Source organism: Enterobacter sp. KB-280D8 (assembly GCF_041399405.1).
In the GTDB taxonomy this organism is placed as follows: Bacteria; Pseudomonadota; Gammaproteobacteria; order Enterobacterales; family Enterobacteriaceae; genus Enterobacter; species Enterobacter cloacae_N.
This window is the reverse complement of sequence record NZ_JBGKEC010000003.1, coordinates 356,512-372,894: the sequence shown is the minus strand read 5'-3', so window position 1 is coordinate 372,894 and position 16,383 is coordinate 356,512. Positions and strand designations below refer to the sequence as shown.

Sequence of the window (16,383 nt, the reverse complement as noted above, 5' to 3'; positions counted from 1 at the left end):
CATTCCCGGTTCGCCGGGAATGTTTTAAGCCCGCCAGAAAAAGCGCGAGAACAGAATCAGCACCGGGTAAATTTCCAGACGCCCTAAGATCATCGCCGCGCACATCAGCAGTTTCGCTCCCTCTGTTAACGTGCCGAACGTTGACGCCGTCTCGCCAAATCCCAGTCCCATGTTGTTGATACAGGCGGCAACCGTGGCGAATGACGTAAACAGGTCGTAGCCCATCAGATTAAGCGCCCAGACAAAAAAGCCCGTGATCATCACGTAGAGAAAAAAGAAGCTCCATACCGAGCGCAGGACACGTTCATTCACCACGCTTTTGCCCACCTTTATGCTCAGCAGCGCGCGCGGATGGGCCAGCTGGTTCATCTCCTGAATACTCTGCTTGAACATAATGAGAAAACGCAGGGCTTTGATCCCGCCGCAGGTTGAGCCTACGCAGCCGCCAAAAAAGCTGGCGCTCAACAGCAGGAAGATGGTGTGGGCGGGCCATTGGGCATAGTCAGCTGTCGAAAGGCCGTTATCGGTCATCATCGAACTGGCCAGGAAGAAGGCGTGCACCAGGCTATCGACAGGGTTGTACATTCCCGCGTGCCAGACCTGCCAGGCGGTGATGACGATAATCACCGCGGCGGCGCTCAGAAAGAATCTCACCTCAGGGCTGCGGCGAATCGGCTTCAGGGTGCGTCGGACAATGGCGACGTACCAGAGGGTGAAGTTAAACGCGGAGAGCAGTGAAAACGCCCCGGCAACCAGCTCAATCGCGTGGCTGTCATAAAAACCGATGCTCTCGCTGCGGGTGGAGAACCCGCCCAGTGACACCGTCGAAAGCCCGTGACAGAGGGCGTCAAAAAAGGACATCCCCGCCAGCCAGTAGGCCAGGGTGCAGGCCACGCCCAGCGCGAAGTAGGTCACCCACAGGGTACGTGCGGTATCGGCAAGGCGGGGCGTCAGGCGCTCCTCCTTGAACGGACCCGGCATCTCTGACTGATAGAGCTTCATGCCACCAATGCCCAGCAGCGGCAGAACCGCGACGGCCAGCACGATGACGCCTAATCCGCCAATGAAATTGAGCTGAGCGCGATAATAAAGGTAAGACTTCGGCAGGGCGCTGACGTCCCCGATCACCGTCGCCCCGGTGGTGGTGATCCCGGAAACCCCTTCGAAGAGCGCGTCCGCAAAGGAGAGGTGCAGGCCATCATCCATCCATAGCGGCATGGCGCTTATCAGTGAAAACAGCAGCCAGAACAGCACGATGATCACGAAACCGTCGCGGGTGCGCAGCTGTATGCCGGCGTGGCGGGTTGCCCGCCAGGTTAACCCTCCGAGGCTGAAAAAGGTCAAAAAGGTGGTCAGGAACGCAAAGTAGGTCCGCTCTTTATTGAGCAGGGCGATGACCATCGGCGGCAGCATCGACAGGCTGTACAGCAGAACCAAAAAACCGCAGAGGTGGAGCACAACCCGCAGCTGAGACACATGTAACGAATCGTTGAACTTCACAAAGCAACTCCACGCCAGAATTCCTCCCGGCGGCTGAAGACCGGGAGAGTCAGGGGTAATTATGATGCAAAATTAACAGGGCGCTGTATTTTAACGACTTCCACGAATATCTGCCTGCTTCCTGCATCCTTTTCTTCAAATCTGACGGATGAACAGCGTATAATCCCGCTCCTTTTGTCTATTTTTTCTTCGGAAGCATTATGAGCGCAATCTCCCTGATCCAGCCGGATCGTGACCTCTTCTCCTGGCCCCAGTACTGGGCGGGCTGCTTTGGACCGGCGCCGTTCCTGCCGATGTCCCGGGAAGAGATGGACCAGCTGGGCTGGGACAGCTGCGACATCATTCTGGTCACGGGCGATGCCTACGTTGACCATCCGAGCTTCGGCATGGCCATCTGTGGCCGTATGCTCGAAGCGCAGGGCTTCCGCGTGGGGATCATCTCCCAGCCCGACTGGAACAGCAAAGACGACTTTATGCGTCTGGGTAAACCCAACCTGTTCTTCGGTGTCACCGCCGGCAACATGGACTCGATGATCAACCGCTATACCGCCGACCGCAAGCTGCGCCATGACGACGCCTACACGCCGGATAACGTGGCGGGTAAACGCCCGGATCGCGCGACCCTGGTCTATACCCAGCGCTGCAAAGAAGCCTGGAAAGACGTGCCGGTGATCCTGGGCGGCATCGAGGCGAGCCTGCGCCGCACCGCGCACTATGACTACTGGTCGGATACGGTTCGCCGCTCGGTGCTGGTGGACTCCAAGGCCGACATGCTGATTTACGGTAACGGCGAGCGTCCGCTGGTGGAAGTTGCGCACCGTCTGTCGCAGGGCGAGCCGGTGAGCAGCATCCGTGACGTGCGCAACACCGCGATCATGGTGAAAGAGGCGCTGCCGGGCTGGAGCGGGGTAGATTCCCGTATCATCGATATGCCGGGCAAAATCGATCCGATCCCGCACCCGTATGGTGAAGATCTGCCGTGTGCGGATAACAAGCCGGTTGAGCCGAAGAAAGCGGAAGCGAAGGCTATCGTTGTGCAGCCGCCGCGTCCGAAGCCGTGGGAAAAGACCTATGTGCTGCTGCCGTCCTACGAGAAGGTAAAAGCCGACAAGGTGCTCTACGCGCACGCGTCCCGTATTCTGCACCACGAAACCAACCCGGGCTGCGCCCGCGCGTTGATGCAGAAGCACGGCGAGCGCTTTATCTGGATCAACCCGCCGGCGATCCCGCTCTCCACCGAAGAGATGGACAGCGTCTTTGCGCTGCCTTACAAGCGCGTGCCGCACCCGGCGTACGGCAACGCCCGTATCCCGGCGTATGAGATGATCCGCTTCTCGATCAACATCATGCGCGGCTGCTTCGGCGGCTGTTCCTTCTGCTCAATTACCGAGCACGAGGGGCGCATTATCCAGAGCCGTTCTGAAGATTCGATCATCAATGAGATCGAAGCCATTCGCGACTCGGTGCCGGGCTTTACCGGGGTGATCTCCGATCTCGGCGGCCCAACCGCGAACATGTATATGCTGCGCTGCAAATCGCCGCGCGCGGAGCAGACCTGCCGTCGTCTCTCCTGCGTCTACCCGAGCATTTGCGAGCACATGGACACCAACCACGAGCCGACGATCAACCTCTACCGCCGCGCGCGTGACCTGAAGGGTATCAAGAAGATCCTCATCGCCTCCGGAGTACGTTACGACATCGCCGTGGAAGATCCGCGCTACATCAAAGAGCTGGCGACGCACCACGTCGGCGGCTATCTGAAGATTGCGCCGGAGCACACCGAAGAAGGCCCGCTGTCGAAGATGATGAAGCCGGGCATGGGCAGCTACGATCGCTTTAAGCAGCTGTTCGACACCTACTCGAAACAGGCGGGCAAAGAGCAGTATCTGATCCCGTACTTCATCTCCGCGCACCCGGGCACGCGCGATGAAGACATGGTCAACCTGGCGCTGTGGCTGAAGCAGCGTCGCTTCCGTCTGGATCAGGTGCAGAACTTCTATCCGTCACCGCTCGCCAACTCGACGACCATGTATTACACCGGCAAGAACCCGCTGAGTAAGATTGGCTACAAGAGTGAAGAGGTGGTGGTACCGAAAGGGGATAAACAGCGCCGTCTGCACAAGGCGCTGCTGCGCTATCACGATCCGAAAAACTGGCCGCTGATCCGCCAGGCGCTGGAAGAAATGGGTAAAAAACATCTGATTGGCTCGCGCCGCGACTGCCTGGTTCCGGCCCCGACGCTGGATGAGATGCGCGAAGCGCGTCGCCAGAACCGCAATACGCGCCCGGCGCTGACCAAGCACACGCCGATTGTGCATCAGCGTTCGAACGGTGGTGCGGGGACTAAAAAAGCGGGAAAACGTAAGATCGGATAAACCTGTAACAAAGCCCGGTGGCGCTGCGCTTACCGGGCCTACAGGCCAGAGCGTAGGCCGGGTAAGGCAAAGCCGCCACCCGGCTTTTTTCTGCACTTAACCGCCAAACTGATCCGGATCGGGCCCTAAACGCTTGCCCTTATCCAGCTTCGCAATTTCACCCAGCTCGTCTTTGTCCAGCCGGAAATCCCAGACGTCAAAGTTCTCGGCGATACGTGACGGCGTGACCGATTTCGGAATGACCACCAGGCCGTTGTCCAGATGCCAGCGAATGACGATTTGCGCCGGGGTTTTACCGTATTTATCCGCCAGGTCGCGGATAATTTTCTGATCGAACACGCCTTCACCACCCTGCGCCAGCGGGCTCCAGGATTCGGTTTGGATCTTATGGGTGGCGTTCCAGGCATGAAGCTGACGCTGCTGCAGTAGCGGGTGCAGCTCGATCTGGTTAATCACCGGTGCGACGCCCGTTTCATCAATCAGACGCTGCAGGTGATGTACCTGGAAGTTACAGACGCCGATGCTTTTCACCAGCCCCTCTTTCTGCAGTTCAATCATCCCTTTCCAGGCGTCAACGTAATGGTCGATGGCCGGAACTGGCCAGTGCATCAGGTACAGATCGACGAAATCGAGCTGGAGTTTCTCCAGGCTCTCCTGCAACGCTTCACGGGGGCGCTTTTGATCGTCGTTCCACAGTTTAGTGGTGATAAATAGCTCATCGCGGGGTACGCCGGCGCTGGCCAGCGCGGTACCCACGCCGTCCTCGTTTTTGTACGCGGCGGCGGTATCAATCGACCGATAGCCGACTTCCAGTGCTTTATGAATGGCGGAGACGACCTCGTCGTTACCGGCTTTCCATACACCTAGCCCCAGCTGGGGCATCACGTTGCCGTCCTGCAGCTTGATTACGGTTTGGTTTGCCATTTTTCCTCCTTCAGGTGCGCATCGTCGGAGGGGGACTCCGACGATGGGGTGTGCATTAAGTCTGGACGAAATGTCAAAAAACGAAAGTCGGGAGGACAAAAACGCTTAGCGTGCCGCTTCGTAGATACGACGGCTCACGTCCAGCGTAATGTCCCCGTGCTCGCCGAGCTGGGTCATGCCGTGCTCTTCGAGTTTTGCCAGCAGGGCAGGGATGGAGCTGCCGTCCAGGCCGTAGCCGGACAGACGCGTTGGCACGCCCAGGCTTTCAAAGAAGCTGCGGGTCGCTTCAATGGCAGCATCAATACGCGCATCGTCAGAACCCTCGGTGATGTTCCACACGCGCTCGGCGTACTGCAGCAGTTTGGCGCGCTTGGTGTCGCGTTTTTCGTTCCACAGCGCGGGCAGCACAACGGCCAGCGTCTGAGCGTGGTCCAGACCGTGCATCGCCGTCAGCTCATGGCCGAGCATGTGGGTCGCCCAGTCCTGCGGCACGCCAGCGCCGATCAGGCCGTTCAGCGCCTGCGTTGCGGCCCACATGACGTTGGCGCGAACGTCATAGTTCTCCGGCTCTTTCAGCGCTTTCGGGCCCTCTTCAATCAGCGTCAGCAGAATGCCTTCCGCGAAGCGATCCTGAATTTTGGCATTCACCGGGTAGGTCACGTACTGCTCCACGGTGTGAACAAAGGCATCGACCACGCCGTTCGCCACCTGACGCGCAGGCAGGGTGTAGGTGTACACCGGATCCAGAATAGCGAAGACAGGCTGAACGTGTTCGTTCATAAAGGCCTGCTTGTCGCCGGTGGTTTTGCGGGAGATCACCGCGCCCTTGTTGGATTCAGAGCCGGTGGCCGGGAGGGTTAGCACGGAGCCCATCGGGATCGCGCTTTTGATGTCGCTGCCGCGGGTTTCCAGGATGTGCCACGGGTCAACGCCGTCAGCGTAGTGCGCTGCCGCCGCGATGAACTTAGTGCCGTCCAGCACGGAGCCGCCGCCGACCGCCAGCAGGAAGGTGATATTTTCTTCGCGGGCGATTTTCACCGCGTTCATCAGCGTTTCGTAAGACGGGTTTGGCTCGATGCCGCCGAACTCACGCACGTCCAGACCGTCCAGCGCGCTATAAACCTGATCCAGCACGCCGGTTTTTTTCACGCTGCCGCCGCCGTAGGTGATCAGCACGCGGGCGTCAGCAGGGATCTGCGCGCGCAGATCGGCGATAGCGTCTTTACCAAACAGAATGCGGGTTGGGGTATGAAGATTAAAGTTGTTCATTGCTCGTTCCCTTTAGTGGGTGAAAACCGTGGTGGCGCTGATGGCTACCTGATGCTGCTCATTGTGGCCGTCCGGGACCAGGCCCTCAATGCACATTCCTGCCGATGTCTTGCCCATTTCTACAGAGCGCTGGAGAAACTTCGGAAAAATGCGCAGACTGTGAGGGTCGGAAACCGTACCCGGAGTAACGTAAAATGAACCGCGAAGCGATCTGCCACCAGCTCACGGAGCAGATTAAAAGACTGATAGATAAAGAAAATAACGTCAGCGACCTGCTGCCGGACATTCGCCTGCTCTACGGCACGCAACCCGGGACGCGCACGCCGGTGATGTACCAGCCGGGCATCGTTTTTCTCTTCTCGGGCCATAAAATTGGCTATATCAACGAGCGCGTGTTCCGCTACGACACCAATGAATATCTGCTCCTGACGGTACCTTTACCCTTCGAATGTGAAACCTTCGCGACAGAGGCCGTCCCGCTGGCGGGTATTCGCGTCAACGTTGATATTCTTCAGCTGCAGGAGTTGCTGATGGAGATTGGCGAAGACGAGCTCTTCCAGCCGTCGATGGCCTCCAGCGGGATTAACTCGGCGACGCTGTCGGAAGAGATCCTCTGCGCCATTGAGCGCCTGCTGGACGTCATGGAGAGGCCGCTGGACGCGCGTATTCTCGGCAAGCAGATCGTTCGCGAAATTCTTTACCACGTGCTGCTGGGCCCGGGCGGCGGGGCGTTACTCGCCCTGGTGAGCCGACAGACCCACTTCAGCCTGATCAGCCGCGTGCTCAAACGTATTGAGAGTCAGTACACGGAAAACCTCAGCGTTGACCAACTGGCCGCGGAAGCGAACATGAGCGTCTCGGCGTTTCACCATAATTTTAAATCGGTGACCAGCACCTCGCCGCTGCAGTACCTCAAAACCTACCGGCTGCATAAGGCGCGCATGCTGATGATCCACGACGGCATGAAGGCCAGCGCGGCGGCAATGCGGGTGGGTTACGAAAGCGCGTCGCAGTTCAGTCGGGAGTTTAAGCGCTATTTCGGCGTCACGCCGGGAGAAGATGCATCACGCATCCGAACCATGCAGGGAGCTTAGGCTTTTTTCCCTCTCCCCAATGGGGAGAGGGTCAGGGTGAGGGGATCAGGCACTGCAATACTTTTTCTTGATCACCACCGCAATCGTCCCTACCAGCCCTGCCACCAGCAGGAAAATCGGCAGGATCATCAGGAAGGTCATTACCTGATCTTCGTGATGTTTCACAAACGGGATCATGTTCAGCGCATAGCCGAACGTGGTTACGACACCGACCCACAGCAGGCCGCTCAGCCAGTTGAATAACTGAAACCGGCGGTTAGACAGCCCGGAAATACCCGCCATGGTGGGCAGAAGAGTGCGAACAAACGCCAGAAAACGCCCGGCCAGCAGTGCCAGCAGGCCGTGTCGGTCAAACATACAGGTCGCACGCTGATGGTATTTATGGGGCAACTGCGCCAGCCAGCTTTTTACCACGCGCGTGTTTCCAAGCCAGCGGCCCTGCAGATAGCTCAGCCAGCAGCCCAAGCTCGCGGCGGAGGTGAGGATAACCATCGTGGGCGTAAAGTCCATGACGCCTTTGCCAATCAAGGCCCCGGCAAGTAAAAGCAAACTGTCACCGGGTAAAAACGAGGCTGGCAGTAATCCATTTTCCAGAAACAGCGTTGCGAACATCACAAAATAGACGACGCCTATGACGTGAGGATCCGCCAGGGCGGCAAAATCATGTTGCCAGAGCGCCGCGATAATATCTTGAATAACAGCCATGGACTTTCCTGTGGAACAGCAGAGATAACGCTATTGTACTCCCAATTTTACCTGCCGGGATTGATCGCAGGCGCAACTCATGCAGACTTTTCTGCTTGCAGTGTTCACAAAAGCGTCCGGAGAGTACATTTTCAGCCCGCACTCTACACGATACGTTCAAACCCTGCAGATAAATCCGCAATTAAATCGTCCACGTTTTCTAAACCGATATGCAATCTAATGAGGGTGCCGCTGAAGTCCACTTCACCGCCGGGGCGCAGGGCCGCGATCTGCTCCGGCTGATTCGGCAGGATCAGGGATTCAAAACCGCCCCAGGAGTAGGCCATGCTGAAGAGGGTAAAATTATCCAGATAGCTCGCCAGCTCGTCATTATTGAGCCGTTTTTTAAGCACAAACGAGAACAGCCCGCTGCTGCCCGTAAAGTCACGCTGCCAGAACTCATGGCCCTTACTGCCCGGCAGTGCCGGATGGTTCACGCGCTCAACCTGCGGATGCTGCGCCAGCCACTCAGCGATTTTCAGACTACTTTCATGATGCTGACGCAGGCGAACCCCCAGCGTGCGGATACCACGGCTGGTCATGTATGCCGTGTCTGCATCCACCATCTGGCCCATCAGGTAGGCATTTTCACGCAGCTGGTCCCAGCAGCGCGCGTTGGATACCGCGGTGCCAATCATCCCGTCAGAGTGGCCAATCAGGTATTTCGTTGCCGCCTGAATCGAGATATCAATGTCGAATTCCAGCGCCTTAAACAGTACGCCCGCCGCCCAGGTGTTGTCGATCATGATAATCGCCTCTGGCGCTTTGCTGCGTACGGCCTTAACGATAGCCGGCACGTCGTGCACTTCCATGGTGATAGAGCCGGGAGATTCCAGGAACACAATGCGCGTGTTTGGCTGGATAAGTTCAGCAATGCCTTCACCAATCAGCGGGTCAAACCAGCCGGTCGTTACGCCGAGCTTGCTGAGGATTTTGGTGCAGAAATCCTGGCTGGGTTCATAGGCCGTGTTGGTCATCAGGATATGGTCGCCCTGTTCCACAAACGCCAGAATGGTGTTGGCAACCGCCGCCGCCCCGCACGGGAACAGCGCGCAGCCCACGCCGCCTTCCAGCTCGCACATCGTCTCCTGCAGAGAAAAGTGGGTTAGGGTGCCGCGACGACCATAGAACAACCCACCTTTCGCGCGGTTGCGCGTGGCGATTTTTTTCTCCTCAACGGTGTCAAACACCAGGGAAGAGGCGCGTTGAATCACGCTGTTAACCGAACCCTGAGTATATTTTTTGCTGCGTCCAGCCTGTACCAGCGTGGTATCAAGATGCTTCTTCGTCATATTTGCAAACCCTGTTTTTATACGTCTGGACGTCCAGACTACCACGATTGTAAAAAACTGCACCCGCATGCTTATCGAATAAGCAGAAAATATTAGCAAAAAAGCGCATAAGAAATTTTTACTGCGTAAGCGCAAGGAAAGTGAGCGAAAATTAAGGCACCATGTAAATACTAATGAGAACGACTATCAATTCGACGACTTTTTGATATTATTACGTTCAGATTTTGTGATTTGCGTCCTGGAGATACAGAGTGGGTAATAATTTGATGCAGACGGATCTCTCCGTTTGGGGCATGTATCATCATGCTGACATCGTGGTTAAGATTGTGATGATCGGCCTGATTCTGGCGTCCGTTGTCACCTGGGCTATCTTCTTCAGCAAAAGCGCCGAGCTGCTTTCGCAGAAGCGTCGCCTCAAGCGGGAACAGCAGCAGCTGGCAGAAGCCCGCTCTCTGGATCAGGCTTCTGAGATGACCTCATCCTTCCACGCGAAAAGCCTGACCACCCTGTTAGTGAATGAAGCTCAGAACGAGCTGGAACTCTCCGCCGGCAGTGAAGATAACGAAGGCATTAAAGAGCGTACCGGTTTCCGTCTGGAGCGTCGTGTTGCGGCCGTTGGTCGACACATGGGACGCGGCAATGGTTATCTGGCGACCATCGGCGCGATTTCGCCGTTCATTGGTCTGTTCGGTACGGTCTGGGGCATCATGAACAGCTTTATCGGTATTGCGCAGACCCAAACCACCAACCTCGCGGTGGTTGCGCCGGGTATCGCGGAAGCGCTGCTGGCGACGGCAATCGGTCTGGTTGCCGCTATCCCTGCGGTGGTTATCTACAACATCTTCGCGCGTATGATTGGCAGCTACAAAGCGACTCTCGGAGACGTTGCCGCCCAGGTTCTGCTGCTGCAAAGCCGCGATCTCGACCTGAATGCCAGCGCCGTGAAGCCGGTCCATGCGGCGTCTAAACTGCGCGTAGGTTAATAGTATGGCGATGCGTCTCAACGAAAATCTGGACGATAACGGCGAAATGCACGAAATCAACGTGACGCCGTTTATCGACGTCATGCTGGTGCTGCTGATTATCTTCATGGTGGCTGCGCCGCTGGCGACGGTCGACGTGAAGGTGAATCTGCCTGCCTCCTCCAGCCAGCCGCAGCCGCGTCCGGAAAAGCCTATCTATCTGTCGGTGAAAGCGGATAAATCCATGTTCCTGGGTAACGACCCGGTAACGGATGCTTCCGTTATTCCGGCGCTGGATCGGCTTACCGGCGGCAAGAAAGACACCACCGTCTTCTTCCGGGCGGACAAAACCGTCGACTACGAAACCATGATGAAGGTAATGGACACGCTGCATCAGGCGGGTTATCTGAAGATTGGGCTGGTCGGGGAAGAGAAAGCGGCCTCGAAGTGATACAGAAGCTGGCGAAAGCCGGCTTTTTTTATGCCTGTCGGTTTATGCGTTTTTGTCGTCCGTCGGTGCGGTAGAGGAGGTTGCAAGCGCATCCTCATCGAGCGCAACGCAGGTGACGTTTGACGTACGGTATTCACCGGCTGACAGTTTGCGCGTCAGGCGCAGGGTGGCAACTTCTCTGGCAAGCAGATACTGATAGTTGGCCTCAAGACGTCCCAGCAGTTTCTCTTTCAATTCTGGTTGCTGTTCGATGATGGCGTTCATCACGGCACCGTAAATTTCTTCTTTGACCTGTAACGGATAAATCTCGCGGCGATTCTGCCATTTCAGACGCACCAGCGTTGCCGGGATCGATACCATGTCTTGTGTAATACGCGTCATCTCGGCATTTTTTGCATTTCTCAGCGCCTCGATATTTTGCTTTAAGATAAATTCATCACTTTTTTTATCATCTAAAGTCAAATAAACGTCATTGTCTTTAACTTCTTTCACGTTAATCTTCCCCCAGGGTATAAAAAATAGGGTTGTTTTTTTCTCGTGTAATTAGATTAAGCCAAATTTCATTGCCGGCCTCGTTTATTTCTTTTGTTTTTTCAGCCATTATTTGACTTAGTTTCTGGGCATCTATTTCACCTTCGGCCTGCAGGTCATTCAGCAGGTGGACGAAGGCTTCAATTTTTATAGCGCGAAATAAGCGGTCTTTTATATGGCGATCATGCTCTTCCAGCAACATATTACGGGATTTGCCAGTGCGGGAAACGCCAATTAATATATCTGGCTCGAAATCAGAGAGCTTTCTTTTCCCCTGAGTTAAACTGGCCTTTTTTTCTTCTTCCATCGGTTGCTGTTCCACAGGCGCAATGTGGTACTTAGCCGGGACGAGATAGTCGGGCAGCATTTTAATTTCCTTTATTTTCAACAGGGTGGGGTTGGTAAAGGCGTGAGATTCGTTGACAATATCATGAGGCAATTTTAAAATCAAAAAAAATGGAGCCAACCCATGAACAGCATTTTTTTTACGGTCATCACATTACTATTACTGACCGCTGGTGTGCTTTTATTGATGCAGGAGTTCAATAAAACGAAAGTGTCGAAAGACACCAGTGAACCGCCACAGCCTGAGCTGATGACAAAAGAGGAAGGAGAAGACCATTTCTCTGTTCTGATGAACTCCGTTACGCCTGTCTGGTACTGGCGGGTGAATCATGAATATATCGACTTCTTACACGCGACAATTAAACGTATGAAAATGTCGGAAATTAATGATACCCCCGGTCTGTTTGAGGCTCAGCGTCGCTGTAGCGACCTCAATTCGGCGGTTTATAAATATTATGACAATATTAAAAAGCGCTGTCTTAACGGTGAGAAGGTTTCCTGTTCCGATCTGGACGTATTAAATTTGCGCCAGTGTTTTCGCGAGTTCAGTCTGGAAGCCTACCCCGAGCTTGTGGCGCTGGTCTGGCCGGAGTATGCGCGTCCGGAGGTCAACCCGGACAACGTCTGAGTGACGTGCGGGTTAGTTCTTGCAAACAGTCAGCGCCGTTGAGATATACTGAGCGCTGGTTTCGTTTGCAGACAGGATTTTATGGAACGCTTCTTTGAAAACGCAATGTATGCCTCTCGCTGGCTGCTCGCACCCGTCTATTTCGGTCTTTCCCTGGCGCTGGTCGCCCTGACGATCAAGTTCTTCCAGGAGATTTTCCACGTCTTGCCTAACATTTTCTCCGTGGCGGAAGCAGATTTGATTCTGGTTCTGTTGTCACTGGTGGATATGACACTGGTGGGCGGCTTACTGGTGATGGTGATGTTCTCCGGTTATGAGAACTTCGTCTCTCAGCTTGATATCGCCGAGCATAAAGAAAAGCTCAGTTGGCTTGGAAAAATGGACGCATCATCGCTGAAGAATAAAGTTGCGGCATCTATAGTGGCGATCTCCTCTATCCACCTGTTACGCGTGTTTATGGACGCGAAAAACGTGCCGGATAATAAGCTGATGTGGTATGTGATTATCCACCTGACGTTTGTGCTGTCGGCGTTTGTGATGGGGTATCTCGATAAGATCAGTAAGAAGTAGAGACACCTTACCCCTCACCCTGCCCTCTCCCCAGAGGGGAGAGGGTATTCAAGTTCCCTCTCCCCTCTGGGGAGAGGGTTAGGGTGAGGGGCGAAAGCATCGTACTGCACTATTTATCCGACGACGCCTGCCACAAATTCAACTCCCCATCCGCAACGTGCTGGTCAATCCGCTTGAGTTCGTCATCAGTAAAGCGCAGATTTTCCAGCGCCTGAACGTTCTCCTCCAGCTGTTCCGGACGGCTCGCACCTATCAGCACTGACGTCACGCGTTCATCTTTCAACAACCAGCTTAGCGCCATCTGCGCCATCGTCTGCCCGCGCGCCTGCGCCATCTCATTAAGCAGACGAAGACTTTTCAGGTTAGCTTCGGTCAACATTTTCTGCGTCAGGCCGCGCACTTTGTTCCCTTCGCGCTGCATGCGAGAACCTTCAGGAATACCGTTCAGGTATTTTCCGGTCAGCAGACCCTGCGCCAGCGGGGTAAAGGCGATACACCCCGTGCCATTTGCTTCCAGCGCATCCAGCAAGCCGGTCTTATCGACCCAGCGGTTAAGCAGGTTATAGGACGGCTGGTGGATCAGCAGCGGGATCTTCCACTCGTGAAGCAGCGCGGCCATTTTTTGTGTGCGCTCGGTAGAGTAGGAGGAAATGCCCGCGTATAGCGCTTTTCCACTCTGAACCGCGTGAGCCAGCGCGGAGGCTGTCTCTTCCATCGGCGTATTTTCATCCACGCGGTGGGAGTAGAAAATATCCACATACTCAACGCCCATGCGTTTCAGGCTCTGGTCGAGACTGGCGAGCAGATATTTACGTGATCCCCCCGAACCATACGGCCCCGGCCACATGTCGTAGCCGGCTTTGGTGGAGATAATCAGCTCGTCGCGGTACGCGGCAAAGTCCTCACGCAGCAGGCGGCCAAAGTTCTCTTCCGCGCTACCCGCTGGCGGGCCGTAGTTGTTGGCAAGATCGAAATGGGTAATACCGAGGTCGAAGGCTTTACGCAGCAGCGCGCGCTGGGAATCAAGGGGCTGGATGTGGCCGAAGCTATGCCACAGACCCAGCGACAGCGCAGGCAGGCGCAGGCCGCTCTTGCCGCAATAGCGGTACTGCATATTCTCGTAGCGGGTAGCGTCAGGGTACCAGGACATGATGTCTCCTTTCTTATTTAATGGATTTTCGAAACAGCGTTTTTATTCTGTGTTTATCAAATCATAAATTAAGCAGAGAAGCGACGACATGCCCAAACCCTGTGATGTTGAAAGGTAATGCTTAACCATGACTGCGTTACCTGTGAAGCCACGCTAACTAAAAATAATCACAAAACGTTATAATTTCCCTGCACCCTGCCGATAACGAGAGTAGCACTCGCCTCTGGGCGAATTCACCCTCACGGCAAGGAAGACTTATGAATATGCTTCGTAATTTCACGATCCGTTTCGTCATGCTGACGATCCTCGGAATCTTTTGTTTAATGTGGGCGGGCGTCGGGCTGTACAGCACCTGGTCCCTTTCACGGGTATCAGATGGTAATGAAGTCGATCGCCAACTGGTCAAACAGATGATGGTGCTTAGCCAGGGCAACGATCAGTATTTCCGCTTTGTCACCCGTCTGAGCCGCGCCATGGAGGTCAAAGCCGCTGGCGGCACGCCGGATTTGTCCTCTGCCCAACAGGCGCTGGACAACATGGGTAAAAAACTGGTCGAGATGAAGGCGATCTCACCAGGCCCGATGGATGAGCAGATCTCATCCCGGGTGATCGGCGCCTGGCAGGCGCTGCTTGAGCAGGGCGTGACGCCGCAAATGGAGCAGGCGAAGCAGGCGACCCTGGACGGCTACCGCCAGCAGGCCAACAACGTCACTCCGCCGCTGAGCCGTGCGTTCGGTGCGGCCGCCGAGGAGTTCAACAATGCCGCGGCGAAGACGCTCGACAGCACCCGCGTGGTGGTCGACGGCCTGACCAGCATGACCCGCACGGTCATTATTGTCGCCACCATTATCGGCCTGCTGATCCTGCTTTTTACCGACCGCTACCTGGTGGCGATGCTGGTCAAACCGCTGGAGCGTATTCGCCAGCAGTTCCGCCAGATTGCCCAGGGCGATCTCAGCCAGCCCATTGAGCCTTTCGGCCGCAACTGTGTGGGACAGCTGGTACCGCTGTTGAGCGCTATGCAGGACAGCCTGCGTGAAGCTGTCAGCACCATCCGCTCCGGCAGTGAAAATATCTGGCGCGGCGCGACGGAAATTTCCAGCGGCAACAACGACCTCTCTTCCCGCACCGAAGAGCAGGCTGCCGCGCTGGAAGAGACGGCTGCCAGCATGGAACAGCTCACCGCTACCGTGAAACTGAACGCGGAAAGCGCGCGTCAGGCCAGCCAGCTTGCCGATGTGGCCTCAACCACCGCCAGCCGCGGCGGCTCGCTGGTGGAAGAGGTAGTCACCACCATGAGCGGTATTTCGGAAAGCTCGAAGAAAATTGCTGAAATCACCAACGTGATCAACAGCATCGCCTTCCAGACCAATATTCTGGCGCTCAATGCGGCCGTAGAAGCGGCACGCGCGGGCGAGCAGGGGCGTGGTTTCGCCGTGGTGGCGGGTGAAGTCCGTAACCTGGCAAGCCGCAGCGCCAACGCGGCAAAAGAAATTGAGGGGCTGATCGCTGATTCCGTTACCCGCGTCGAGCAGGGAGCGCAGCTGGTGGGCGACACGGGCACCACTATGGATGCGATTTTGCGCGACGTGACGGAAGTGACGACCATTATGAAGCAAATCGCATCGGCTTCTGAGGAGCAAAGCAAGGGCATTTCGCAGGTCGGGATTGCCATTACCCAGATGGACGGCGTCACTCAGCAGAACGCCTCGCTGGTTGAAGAGGTTTCTGCGGCAGCGGCGGCGCTTGAGCGCCAGACCGAAGAGCTTCAGCGCTCGGTGCAAAAGTTCCGCCTGACGGCGTGAGCCTTCTGCTAAGGCCGCTCCGTGCGGCCTTTCTGCTTTTTCGTCTGTTGGATCTCACTCTTTGGGCGGCAGGATGCTCATCGCCTGCTCAGCGGACGCCAGCAATCGTGATGACGGCACGCCGTCACGAGCCTGAACGGATAAGCCATGTAAAAAGACGGCAAAAAAGTCTCCCAGACTGTCAGGATCGGTCGTTTCGGGCAATTCACCGTTTTGCACCGCCAGCCGCAGCCGGTCAATGATCTGCTGCGTGCGCTGCAGGCGATGCTCAGCCAGCCAGGATTTAATGCCGTCATTTTCCGCACTGACGCTAGCGGCTGTAGCAACCACCATGCACCCATGCGGCTTGCCAGGTTGGCTATAAAGCGTAATGGCATCACTCAGCAGCGTTTTGATTGCCTGCCGTACATCACCCTCGGTGGTTAATGCGCGATCCGCGAAGCTGCCTTCTTCGTTTTCATAATGAGCAATCGCTTCCCGAAAGAGCTGTTCTTTTGAACCGAACGCCTTGTAAATGCGCGCCGAAGCGATGCCCAGCTCAGCCACCAAATCTGACATTGAGGTCCCTTCGTACCCTTGTCGCCAGAACAGGTTACGCGCTTTGATAAGCGCCTGGTCGCGATCGAACTGGCGCGGTCTTCCTGCCATTTTGTTGCTCCGGTTTGTCTTCTGTTCACTGCAAACAGGATCGCTTAATTCGTTGGGATTACCAATGAATTTATAAGTTTTGCTTGCGGTTAACT

Annotated in this window: 16 protein-coding genes; 7 read left to right on the top strand and 9 right to left on the bottom strand. The window is 55.8% G+C overall.

The features are described 5' to 3' along the window. Positions 1-24 precede the first annotated feature (24 nt). Positions 25-1,500 (bottom strand): TrkH family potassium uptake protein, encoded by a 1,476-nt coding sequence (locus AB8818_RS11790; protein WP_116342054.1) that lies wholly within the window; start codon positions 1,498-1,500, stop codon positions 25-27. 200 nt (positions 1,501-1,700) lie between these two features. Here AB8818_RS11790 and AB8818_RS11785 point away from each other — a divergent pair, with 200 nt between their 5' ends. After that, on the top strand, positions 1,701-3,875 hold the full coding sequence (locus AB8818_RS11785; RefSeq protein ID WP_192982701.1) for a YgiQ family radical SAM protein: 2,175 nt from the start codon (positions 1,701-1,703) through the stop codon (positions 3,873-3,875). A 96-nt stretch (positions 3,876-3,971) separates the two neighbouring features. Here the strand turns inward: AB8818_RS11785 and dkgA are convergent, their stop codons facing one another. Both dkgA and yqhD read right to left on the bottom strand, forming a co-directional pair. Next, entirely contained in the window at positions 3,972-4,799 is an 828-nt protein-coding gene (gene dkgA, locus AB8818_RS11780; protein ID WP_021242117.1) for a 2,5-didehydrogluconate reductase DkgA, read from the bottom strand. Positions 4,800-4,904: 105 nt separating this feature from the next. Further along, a complete protein-coding gene (yqhD, locus tag AB8818_RS11775; RefSeq protein WP_192982698.1) occupies positions 4,905-6,068 on the bottom strand; it encodes an alcohol dehydrogenase in 1,164 nt (387 codons plus the stop codon). Between the two features lie 194 nt (positions 6,069-6,262). Here yqhD and AB8818_RS11770 point away from each other — a divergent pair, with 194 nt between their 5' ends. Next, positions 6,263-7,162 (top strand): AraC family transcriptional regulator, encoded by a 900-nt coding sequence (locus tag AB8818_RS11770; protein WP_192982696.1) that lies wholly within the window; start codon positions 6,263-6,265, stop codon positions 7,160-7,162. Positions 7,163-7,207: 45 nt separating this feature from the next. On the opposite strand, the gene yghB is transcribed toward AB8818_RS11770, so the two are convergent. Together yghB and metC are read right to left on the bottom strand one after the other, a co-directional pair. Beyond that, on the bottom strand, positions 7,208-7,867 hold the full coding sequence (yghB, locus tag AB8818_RS11765) for a DedA family general envelope maintenance protein YghB (protein WP_116342046.1): 660 nt from the start codon (positions 7,865-7,867) through the stop codon (positions 7,208-7,210). A 143-nt stretch (positions 7,868-8,010) separates the two neighbouring features. After that, positions 8,011-9,198: a cystathionine beta-lyase gene (gene metC, locus AB8818_RS11760; protein WP_192982694.1), complete on the bottom strand. Its 1,188-nt coding sequence runs from the start codon at positions 9,196-9,198 to the stop codon at positions 8,011-8,013. 251 nt (positions 9,199-9,449) lie between these two features. Here metC and exbB point away from each other — a divergent pair, with 251 nt between their 5' ends. Both exbB and exbD read left to right on the top strand, forming a co-directional pair. Further along, on the top strand, positions 9,450-10,181 hold the full coding sequence (exbB, locus tag AB8818_RS11755; protein WP_116342042.1) for a tol-pal system-associated acyl-CoA thioesterase: 732 nt from the start codon (positions 9,450-9,452) through the stop codon (positions 10,179-10,181). A gap of 4 nt (positions 10,182-10,185) precedes the next feature. Beyond that, positions 10,186-10,611, top strand: coding sequence for a TonB system transport protein ExbD (exbD, locus tag AB8818_RS11750; protein WP_116342040.1), 426 nt, complete (start codon positions 10,186-10,188; stop codon positions 10,609-10,611). A 42-nt stretch (positions 10,612-10,653) separates the two neighbouring features. Here exbD and AB8818_RS11745 read toward each other — a convergent pair whose 3' ends face one another. Beyond that, the gene (locus AB8818_RS11745; RefSeq protein WP_116342038.1) at positions 10,654-11,103 is read right to left on the bottom strand and encodes a cytoplasmic protein; all 450 of its coding nucleotides are present in this window, start codon (positions 11,101-11,103) and stop codon (positions 10,654-10,656) included. A 1-nt stretch (position 11,104) separates the two neighbouring features. Next, entirely contained in the window at positions 11,105-11,509 is a 405-nt protein-coding gene (locus tag AB8818_RS11740) for a hypothetical protein (protein ID WP_192982692.1), read from the bottom strand. A 102-nt stretch (positions 11,510-11,611) separates the two neighbouring features. Between AB8818_RS11740 and AB8818_RS11735 the strand changes: the two genes are divergently transcribed. Together AB8818_RS11735 and AB8818_RS11730 are read left to right on the top strand one after the other, a co-directional pair. Then, positions 11,612-12,115 (top strand): ESA_00282 family adhesion-associated protein, encoded by a 504-nt coding sequence (locus AB8818_RS11735; RefSeq protein ID WP_116342034.1) that lies wholly within the window; start codon positions 11,612-11,614, stop codon positions 12,113-12,115. A gap of 81 nt (positions 12,116-12,196) precedes the next feature. Next, the gene (locus AB8818_RS11730; protein WP_003862473.1) at positions 12,197-12,685 is read left to right on the top strand and encodes a TIGR00645 family protein; all 489 of its coding nucleotides are present in this window, start codon (positions 12,197-12,199) and stop codon (positions 12,683-12,685) included. 109 nt (positions 12,686-12,794) lie between these two features. Here AB8818_RS11730 and AB8818_RS11725 read toward each other — a convergent pair whose 3' ends face one another. Beyond that, the gene (locus AB8818_RS11725; protein ID WP_192982690.1) at positions 12,795-13,835 is read right to left on the bottom strand and encodes an aldo/keto reductase; all 1,041 of its coding nucleotides are present in this window, start codon (positions 13,833-13,835) and stop codon (positions 12,795-12,797) included. A 257-nt stretch (positions 13,836-14,092) separates the two neighbouring features. Between AB8818_RS11725 and AB8818_RS11720 the strand changes: the two genes are divergently transcribed. Further along, positions 14,093-15,640, top strand: coding sequence for a methyl-accepting chemotaxis protein (locus AB8818_RS11720; protein ID WP_163329677.1), 1,548 nt, complete (start codon positions 14,093-14,095; stop codon positions 15,638-15,640). A gap of 54 nt (positions 15,641-15,694) precedes the next feature. Here the strand turns inward: AB8818_RS11720 and AB8818_RS11715 are convergent, their stop codons facing one another. Further along, on the bottom strand, positions 15,695-16,288 hold the full coding sequence (locus AB8818_RS11715; protein ID WP_116342028.1) for a TetR/AcrR family transcriptional regulator: 594 nt from the start codon (positions 16,286-16,288) through the stop codon (positions 15,695-15,697). Positions 16,289-16,383 lie beyond the last annotated feature (95 nt).

Bases quoted from the DNA above. Each gene is read 5' to 3' on its own strand.
- AB8818_RS11725 (WP_192982690.1), bottom strand. From the start codon at position 13,835: ATGTCCTGGTACCCTGACGCTACCCGCTACGAGAATATGCAGTACCGC.
- AB8818_RS11715 (WP_116342028.1), bottom strand. From the start codon at position 16,288: ATGGCAGGAAGACCGCGCCAGTTCGATCGCGACCAGGCGCTTATCAAA.
- yghB (WP_116342046.1), bottom strand. From the start codon at position 7,867: ATGGCTGTTATTCAAGATATTATCGCGGCGCTCTGGCAACATGATTTT.
- yqhD (WP_192982698.1), bottom strand. From the start codon at position 6,068: ATGAACAACTTTAATCTTCATACCCCAACCCGCATTCTGTTTGGTAAA.
- AB8818_RS11730 (WP_003862473.1), top strand. From the start codon at position 12,197: ATGGAACGCTTCTTTGAAAACGCAATGTATGCCTCTCGCTGGCTGCTC.
- metC (WP_192982694.1), bottom strand. From the start codon at position 9,198: ATGACGAAGAAGCATCTTGATACCACGCTGGTACAGGCTGGACGCAGC.
- exbD (WP_116342040.1), top strand. From the start codon at position 10,186: ATGGCGATGCGTCTCAACGAAAATCTGGACGATAACGGCGAAATGCAC.
- AB8818_RS11740 (WP_192982692.1), bottom strand. From the start codon at position 11,509: ATGCTGCCCGACTATCTCGTCCCGGCTAAGTACCACATTGCGCCTGTG.
- AB8818_RS11785 (WP_192982701.1), top strand. From the start codon at position 1,701: ATGAGCGCAATCTCCCTGATCCAGCCGGATCGTGACCTCTTCTCCTGG.
- dkgA (WP_021242117.1), bottom strand. From the start codon at position 4,799: ATGGCAAACCAAACCGTAATCAAGCTGCAGGACGGCAACGTGATGCCC.
- AB8818_RS11735 (WP_116342034.1), top strand. From the start codon at position 11,612: ATGAACAGCATTTTTTTTACGGTCATCACATTACTATTACTGACCGCT.
- AB8818_RS11720 (WP_163329677.1), top strand. From the start codon at position 14,093: ATGAATATGCTTCGTAATTTCACGATCCGTTTCGTCATGCTGACGATC.
- AB8818_RS11770 (WP_192982696.1), top strand. From the start codon at position 6,263: ATGAACCGCGAAGCGATCTGCCACCAGCTCACGGAGCAGATTAAAAGA.